This window comes from Streptomyces sp. NPDC012827, from assembly GCF_042900905.1.
GTDB lineage: Bacteria > Actinomycetota > Actinomycetes > Streptomycetales > Streptomycetaceae > Streptomyces > Streptomyces gulbargensis.
Map to the genome: position 1 here is coordinate 391,768 of NZ_JBIBBY010000003.1, position 8,290 is coordinate 400,057.

Below are 8,290 nucleotides of genomic sequence, written 5' to 3' on the forward strand. Positions count from 1 at the left end.
ACTCCGTCCTCGCGTGCTTCCGTGCCTACGGGCGCAGACCGTGCTCGCGGGTCTGCTCCTCGTCGACCGCCTTGTCGAGGCGGGCGTCGAAGCGCGCCAGCGGCTGCGCGGCGGTGACCGCAGGGGCGGGCACACCGGCCCAGGCGAGGATGCGGGCGGTGGCCCGCTCACGCTCGGCGTCGGTCAGACCGGCGACGTTCGCGCCGTGGTTGGCGCCCGGCGCCGTGAACACGTAGCTGTCGCGCGTGCCCTTGCCGAGGCGGAACGGTTCGGCGCTCCACGGGTCGTTCTGGCCGTTGACGAACATCATCCGGTTCGCGTTCTTGCGGACCCAGTCGTCGATGTCGCGCATGACCCACGGCTTGAACCGCATCGGGATCTCGCGCGGCACGAAGCTGCTCGCCGGCTGGTAGCCGTAGCGGCTCAGGCCGTCCAGGTGGGGCTGCTGGATGGTGGGCGAGCCGAGCTCGGTGGCCGCCTGGTAGTAGTACGGCGTGTAGTACTCCAGGCCCTGGTCGGTGTAGGCGGACCAGCCCGAGTAGGTGTCGACGGTCTCGTAGACGGCGTCGTCGCTCGCGGTCTTCGCGTCCGGGATGCTGTCGCAGGCGTCCAGGCCGTGGTACTGCCAGAAGCCCCACACGAAGTCGAGGACGACGGCCTCGTACGCCTTGTCGAGCGAGCCGACCGTGTTGAAGGTGGCGCCCTCGGTCTCGGCCCACTCCTTGTACTTCTTCTGGAGCGGCGCGCGGCGGATCAGGGCCTCGCGCTGGAGGGAGTTGAGCCGGTCGCGGCACTCCTTGGTGCCGACGTTCTCGAAGAACCGGTCGTAGGCCGAGTCCTCCTTGTTGACCACGTCGTTGGGGGCCACGTAGGCGACGACGCCGTCCATGTCGCGCGGGTAGAAGCGCTCGTAGTAGGTGGCCGTCATGCCGCCCTTGGAGCCGCCGGTGGAGATCCAGTTCTTGCCGTAGATCTTCTTCAGGGCGGTGAAGATGCGGTGCTGGTCGCTGGCGGCCTGCCAGATGTCGAGCTTGGACCAGTCGGCCGGCTGCGGGCGGGACGGCGTGAAGAAGCGGTACTCCATCGAGACCTGGTTGCCGTCGACGATCCGCGTCGGCTCGGCCCTGCCGGGGGTGGTGCTCAGTCCGTAGCCGCTGGTGCGGAAGACGGTCGGGCGCTCCGTGTCCTTGTGCAGGACGGAGAGCCGCTGCTTGAAGGTGCCGGCCCACGGGCGGCGGTGGTCGACCGGCTGGACGTACTCCAGGACGAAGAAGCGGTAGCCGGCGTACGGCTTCTCCTCGATCAGGCTCATCCCGGGAATGGCCAGGATGCGGTCCTTGATGTCCGTGCTCTGCGAGTCGGCGACGGCCCTGCTGCCGGTGTCCGAGTCCGCGGCGGTAGCCACGCCGGCCGTACCCACGGTGCCTATGAGCACCGAAAGCGACAGCACCCATCCGAGCGACTTGCGCATTCACCCTCCCCTTGGTTCACAACGGTGTCGCGAACCTAGCGGGGCGAACGTGGGGACCGCCAGACCCAGTTGCTCCTTACTCGCGGATCTCCGGGACTTTCCGCCGCGCGGGCCGGGTCAGCAGAGGGTCCAGCCGGTGGCCGCGCCCCGGCCGGCGACCCAGCCGCTCGCGCGGACGCAGCGGTTGAGGGCGTGGACGGTGACGGGGCCGGCCTGCCGGTCGAAGCGGCCCGCGCGGACGGCGGGCCGTCCGCCGCGCGGCTGGAGCGAGACGCTCATCGGGCGGCGGGTGCCGGGGCGCTTGGCGACGGTGACGGCACAGACGTAGTGACGGGTCCGGTAGAGGCGGAGCTCGCCGGTGGCGAAGGAGACGGTCTTCGTCGGACGCCCCTGGCACACGGACAGCGCCTCGGCGGTGGCGCCCCCGGTCCCGGGCCCCGGGAGCACGAGCAGCGCGACGCTCGCGAGGACGGCGACCAGAACCCGGCCGAGGACCCTGATGCCGGTACGGGAGGGGGCGGCGGTACGGGTGGGGCCGCGGCTGCCGGACGGGTCACCCGGCCCGGTGCGCACCCCGGTGCGGTCGCCGGTGCGGGCGGGACCTCCGGCGGCTCCGTCCCCGGAGGCCGTGCGGGCGCGCGGCGGGCGTGTTCGGCCGCGCCGGGCGGTCGGGTCCGTGGTCATGCGTTCCCCTCCCGGGAGTCTCCTCGTACGGCCGTACGACGCGCGGGCTCCCGGAATGGTTGCCTCCGCCGACGGCCCGAGGCACGCCCCCGGCCGGAGGGCCGCGGCCGAGCCGGGAGCCCCCAGGGGCCCGGCCCTTGTCAGACCCGTTCGCCGAGCTGCTCCGCCTCCTCGCCGATGAAGGTCCGCCACAGCTGCGCGTACCGGCCGCCGCGTGCGAGGAGTTCGTCGTGCGTGCCGTCCTCCGCGACCCGGCCGTGGTCCATGACGACCACCCGGTCCGCGCGCGCCGCCGTGGTGAGGCGGTGGGCGACGACCAGGGTCGTACGGCGGCCGGCGAGCCGGTCGGTGGCCTGGTTGACCTGGGCCTCGGTGGCCAGGTCCAGGGCGGCCGTGGCCTCGTCGAGGAGCAGCACGTCCGGGTCGACCAGTTCGGCGCGGGCCAGGGCGATGAGCTGCCGCTGCCCGGCCGACAGGTTCCGGCCGCGCTCGGCGACCTCGTGCAGGTAGCCGCCGTCGAGCGTGGCGATCATGTCGTGGGCGCCGACCGCCCGCGCGGCCGCCTCCACCTCGGCGTCGCCGGCGTCCGGCCGCCCGTAGGCGATGGCGTCCCGGACGGTGCCGGGGAAGAGGTACGCCTCCTGCGGGACGACGCCGAGCCGGTGCCGGTACGCGGTGAGGTCCAGGTCCCGCAGGTCCGTGCCGTCGGCGGTGACACGGCCCGACGTGGGGTCGTAGAACCGGGCGACCAGTTTGACCAGCGTCGACTTGCCCGCGCCGGTCTCACCGACGAAGGCGACGGTCTGCCCGGCCGGGATGCGCAGGTCGATCCCGCTGAGCGCGGTGTCCTCGCCGGCGCCCGCACCGGCACCGCCGCCCGCCCCGTACGCGAAGGACACGTTCTCGAAGGCGATCTCGCCCCGCAGCTTCCGCACCGGGCGCGGCTCGGCGGCGGGAGCCGTGGAGGTGGGCTCCTGGAGCAGTTCCTGCATCCGCTTCAGGGAGACGGCCGCCTGCTGGTAGCCGTCGAAGACCTGGGAGAGCTGCTGGACCGGGGCGAAGAAGAGGTCGATGTAGAGCAGGTAGGCGACGAGCGCGCCGGTGGTGAGGGTGCCGGCCTGGATCCGGTGCGCGCCGACGATCATCACGGCCGCGGCGGCGACCGAGGACAGCAGCGTCACGAACGGGAAGTAGACCGAGATCAGCCACTGGCCGCGCACGCGGGCGTCGCGGTACGCGTCGCTGTGCGCCCGGAAGCGCTCGGCGCCCGACCGCTCGCGGCGGAAGGCCTGCACGATCCGCAGTCCGGCGACGGACTCCTGGAGGTCGCCGTTGACGACGCTGATCCGCTCGCGCGCCAGCTCGTACGCCTTCACGCTGGAGCGGCGGAAGAAGTACGTGGCGACGGCGAGGACCGGCAGGGTCGCGAAGACGACCAGGGCGAGCTGGAGGTCGAGCACCAGCAGCGCGACCATGATCCCGAAGAACGTGACGAGGGAGACGAAGGCGGTGACCAGGCCGGTCTGGAGGAAGGTCGACAGGGCGTCGACGTCCGTGGTCATCCGGGTCATGATCCGGCCGGTGAGCTCGCGCTCGTAGTAGTCCAGGCCGAGCCGCTGGAGCTGGGCGAAGATCTTCAGGCGCAGCGCGTAGAGGACCCGTTCGCCGGTGCGGCCGGTCATCCGGATCTCCGCGGTCTGCGCGGCCCACTGCACGAGCACGGTGAGCAGGGCGAGCGCCGAGGCCGCCCAGACGGCCCCGAGGGCGAGCCGGTTGACGCCCTCGTCGATGCCGTGCCGGATGAGCACCGGCAGCAGCAGGCCGGCGCCCGCGTCGGCGGCGACCAGACCGAGGCTGACGAGCAGCGGCAGGCCGAAGCCGCGCAGCAGGCGGCGCAGGCCGTAGCTGTCCTCGGGCGAGACCGCGCGGGTCTCGTCCACGCCGGGGGTGTCGGCGGCGGGCGGCAGGGCCTCGACGGCGGCGAGCAGCTCGGGGGTGGCACCGGCCTTGTCCGTCATGCGGGCCGTGCCGTCGTCCGGCGCCGCGGACTCGTCCCGTACCCACAGGGCCGGGGTGATCCCGCGCTCGGCGTCGAACTCGGCGTCCAGCTCGGCGCGCAGCGTGTGGTCCTCCGGCACCTCGGCCGGGGTGACGTGGCCGGGCGAGACGCCGCCGAGCTCGTCCGGGTCGGTGAGGAGCCTGCGGTAGAGCGCGGACCGCTCCTGGAGCTCCTCGTGGGTGCCGATGTCGGCGAGCCGGCCCGCGTCGAGGACGGCGATGCGGTCGGCGAGGCCGAGGGTGGAGCGGCGGTGGGCGATGAGCAGGGTGGTACGGCCCGCCATCACCGAACGGAGGGCCTCGTGGATCTCGTGCTCGACCCGCGCGTCGACGGCGGAGGTGGCGTCGTCCAGGAGCAGCAGCCGGGGGTCGGTGAGGATCGCGCGGGCGAGGGCGATGCGCTGGCGCTGACCGCCGGAGAGGGTCAGGCCGTGCTCGCCGACCTTCGTGTCGTACCCCTCGGGCAGCTCGGCGATGAACCGGTCGGCCTGCGCGGCGCGCGCGGCGGCCTCGATCTGCTCCTGTGTGGCGTCCGGGAAGCCGTAGGCGATGTTGGCGCGGACGGTGTCGGAGAAGAGGAAGGAGTCCTCCGGGACGAGGCCGATCGCAGCGCGCAGCGAGTCGAGGGTGAGTTCGCGGACGTCGTGGCCGCCGACGAGGACGGCGCCGTGGTCGGCGTCGTAGAAGCGCGGCAGGAGGAGGGAGACGGTGGACTTGCCGGAGCCGGAGGCGCCGACGACGGCGACGGTCTCGCCGGGGCGGATCTCCAGCGAGAAGCCGTCGAGGACCGGGCGGCCGGGCTCGTACGCGAAGGACACGGCGTCGAACTCGACGGTGGCGGAGGCGTCGGCCGGCAGTTCCTTCGTGCCGTCCTTGATCACCGGCTCGGTGTCGATCAGGTCGACGACGCGCTCGACGCCCGCGCGGGCCTGCTGGCCGACGGTGAGGACCATGGCGAGCATGCGGACCGGGCCGACGAGGGAGGCCAGGTAGGCGGAGAAGGCGACGAAGGTGCCGAGGGTGATCTGGCCCCGGTAGGCGAGCCAGCCGCCGAGGGCCAGGACGGCGACCTGGCCGAGGGCGGGGACGGCCTGGAGGGCGGGGGTGTAGAGCGAGTTGAGGCGGATGGTGCGGAGCCGGGTGGCGAAGAGGCGCCGGCCGGCCTGCCGGATCTTGCCGGTCTCCTGCTCCTCCTGGCCGAAGCCCTTGACGACCCGGACGCCGGTCACGGCCCCGTCGACCACGCCCGCGACGGCTCCGGCCTCCTGCTGCGCCGCCCAGGTGGCGGGGTGGAGGCGGGTGCGGCTGCGCCGGGCGATGAACCAGAGGGCGGGGGCGACGGCGAGCGCGACGAGGGTGAGGGGGACCGAGAGCCAGGCCATGACGGCCAGGGAGATGACGAACAGCAGGATGTTGCCGATCGTCATCGGGAGCATGAAGAGAAGGCCCTGGATGAGCTGGAGATCACTGGTGGCCCGGCCCACGACCTGCCCGGTGGACAGCTCGTCCTGCCGTCGCCCGTCGAGCCGCGTGAGCGTGCCGTACATGTCGGTGCGCAGGTCGCGCTGGACGTCGAGCGCGAGGCGTCCGCCGTAGTAGCGGCGGACGTAGGTGAAGGCGTAGACGAGGACGGCGGCCCCGATGAGGAGGCCGGTCCAGACGGCGAGGGAGCGGGTGCGGGTGCCGATGACGTCGTCGATGATCACCTTGGTGATCAGGGGGACGAGGGCGAGGACCGCCATGCCGGCGAGGGAGGAGCCGAGCGCGAGGACGACGTCCGTGCGGAACCGCCAGGCGTATCCCCACAGCCGCCGCGCCCAGCCGACCCGCGCCTCCCCGGGCCGGTCCTCCGCGCGTCGTTCCTCCGCCTGTTTCTGCCCCACCGCCGCCACGTGGCGCCTCCCGTTCGTCCTGGTGTACCGGAAGGCTCCAACGTGCCCGGCCTGCGTTTTCATCCCCCGGACACGAACGGCGCGCGAAGACGGGACGAAGGTCCTAGGACCCGCGGTGCGGCGCCGGGGGCAGGGCCCCGGCTGTTCGCCGCCCGCGAGAGGGGCGGGCCGGGCGTGGCGGCCGGCCCGGTGGACGGTGCTCGGTCAGAGGTGGGTCGGCTCGAACATCCGGAGGAGGGCCGGGAGGACGACCACGGAGGGGCCCGGGGTGGCGAGGGCCTTCGCGAGGTCGGCGGCGAGGGTGTCCGGGGTCGTACGGACGGCGGGGACGCCGAAGGACTCGGCGAGGGCCACGAAGTCGGGGCGGGCGAGCTCGGTGCCGGTGGCCTCGCCGAAGGCGTCCGTCATGTACTCGCGCAGGATGCCGTAGCCGCCGTCGTCCACGATCAGCCAGGTGACGTCGAGGCCGTACTGCTTCGCCGTCGCCAGCTCCGCGAGCGAGTACATCGCGCCGCCGTCACCGGAGACCGCGAGGACCGGCCGGCCGGGCTCGGCCGCCGCCGCGCCGAGGGCGGCGGGGAAGGCGTAGCCGAGTCCGCCGGCGCCCTGGGCGGAATGCATGGTGTTGGGGTGCCGGGCGTCGAAGGCGGACCAGGCCCAGTAGGCGAGGATCGTCATGTCCCAGAAGCTGGGAGCGCGGTCCGGCAGGGCCTCCCGGACGGCGGCGACGACGCGCTGCTCCAGGTCGAGGCCCTGGGCGGCGATCCGGTCCGCGACCTTCGCCAGGACCGTACGGACCCGCTCGGGCGCGGTGGCGTCCTCGCGGGGCTCGACGGTCTCCAGGAGGGCCTGGAGGGCGGTGCGGGCGTCGGCGTGGATGCCGAGGGCCGGGTGGTTGGACTCCAGCTTCCCGGCGTCCGCCTCGATCTGGATCACCCGGCCGCGCGGGGCGAAGGTGTGGTAGTTCGAGGACAGCTCGCCGAGGCCGGAGCCGACGACGAGGAGGACGTCGGCGTCCTCCAGGAAGTCGGTGGTGTGCCGGTCCTCCAGCCAGGACTGGAGGGAGAGCGGGTGCCGCCACGGGAAGGCGCCCTTGCCGCCGAAGGTGGTGACCACGGGCGCGTCGAGGCGTTCGGCGAGGGCGAGGAGCTTGCCGGAGGCGTCGGCGCGGACGACACCGCCGCCCGCGATGATCGCGGGCCGGGCGGCCCGGGACAGCAGCTCGGCGGCGACCGCCGTCAGCTCGGGGCGGGGCACGACCTCCCCGGGGGTGGCGTCCATCGCGGTGACCACGGGCAAGGTGGTGGGGGCGAGGAGGACGTCCTGCGGGATCTCCACCCACACCGGCCCGTGCGGGGCGGTGAGCGCCGACTCCCAGGCCGCCGCGATCGCGGACGGGATCTGGGACTGCGTACGGACGGTGTGGACGGACTTCACGACGTCGCGGAACGAGGCCTGCTGGTCCCTCAGTTCGTGCAGGTAGCCGTGGCGCCCGCCGCCGAGCCCGGCCACGGGGACCTGGCTGCCGACGGCGAGGACCGGGGCGGAGGCGGCGGCGGCCTCCTGGAGCGCGGCGAGGGACATGAGCGCGCCGGGTCCGGTGGAGAGCAGCAGCGGGGCGGCCTCGCCGGTGACGCGGCCGTACGCGTCGGCGGCGAAGCCCGCGTTGTTCTCGACGCGCAGGCCGACGTACCGGAGGGAGGAACGGCGCAGCGCGTCGAACATGCCGAGGGCGTGCTGTCCGGGCAGTCCGAACACGGTGGAGGCGCCGAGCCCGGTCAGGGTCTCGACGACGAGGTCACCGCCGGTGCGGCCCGGCGGCGGGTTGAGCGCCGCCTCGCGCTGCGCGGCCGTCGGTCGCAGGACCAGGTCGTGGTCGTGGGTCATCGGGCTCCTTCGGGCGTGGGCGGGTCGGCGGGTGGAGGGGGGTGCGGCCGGGGCCGACGTCGAGGGTACGGGTCGGGCCCGCGCCCCCGAGCTGCGGACGCTCGGCAGGACGCGGGCCCTGGGACGCGCCCGTGGCCGCCGGGGAGGGCCGGCGCGTGGCCACGGGCGCGGGTTTCCGGAGGCGGTGCCGGGCCGGGCCCGGGTGCGGGGCCCGGCCCCGCACCCCCGCCCCGCGGGGGGGCCGCCCCCCGCCCCGCCCCCCGCGGGCGGGCGCACAGGGGGGGGACCCCGGCCCCCC

Annotated in this window: 4 protein-coding genes; all 4 read right to left on the reverse strand. The window is 74.1% G+C overall.

Going from position 1 to position 8,290, the window contains the following annotated elements; translation table 11 throughout:
• Positions 1 to 25: 25 nt before the first annotated feature.
• The 4 genes from ACFY60_RS08335 to ACFY60_RS08350 all read right to left on the reverse strand — a co-directional run bounded on the left by ACFY60_RS08335 (position 26) and on the right by ACFY60_RS08350 (position 7,992).
• On the reverse strand, positions 26 to 1,471 hold the full coding sequence (locus ACFY60_RS08335; protein ID WP_388608896.1) for a S28 family serine protease: 1,446 nt from the start codon (positions 1,469 to 1,471) through the stop codon (positions 26 to 28).
• A 117-nt stretch (positions 1,472 to 1,588) separates the two neighbouring features.
• Entirely contained in the window at positions 1,589 to 1,972 is a 384-nt protein-coding gene (locus tag ACFY60_RS08340) for a hypothetical protein (RefSeq protein WP_388609226.1), read from the reverse strand.
• A gap of 323 nt (positions 1,973 to 2,295) precedes the next feature.
• Complete coding sequence (locus ACFY60_RS08345; RefSeq protein WP_388608898.1) at positions 2,296 to 6,168, reverse strand: ABC transporter ATP-binding protein; 3,873 nt, start codon at positions 6,166 to 6,168, stop codon at positions 2,296 to 2,298.
• Between the two features lie 141 nt (positions 6,169 to 6,309).
• A complete protein-coding gene (locus ACFY60_RS08350; RefSeq protein ID WP_388608901.1) occupies positions 6,310 to 7,992 on the reverse strand; it encodes a thiamine pyrophosphate-binding protein in 1,683 nt (560 codons plus the stop codon).
• Positions 7,993 to 8,290: the final 298 nt, after the last annotated feature.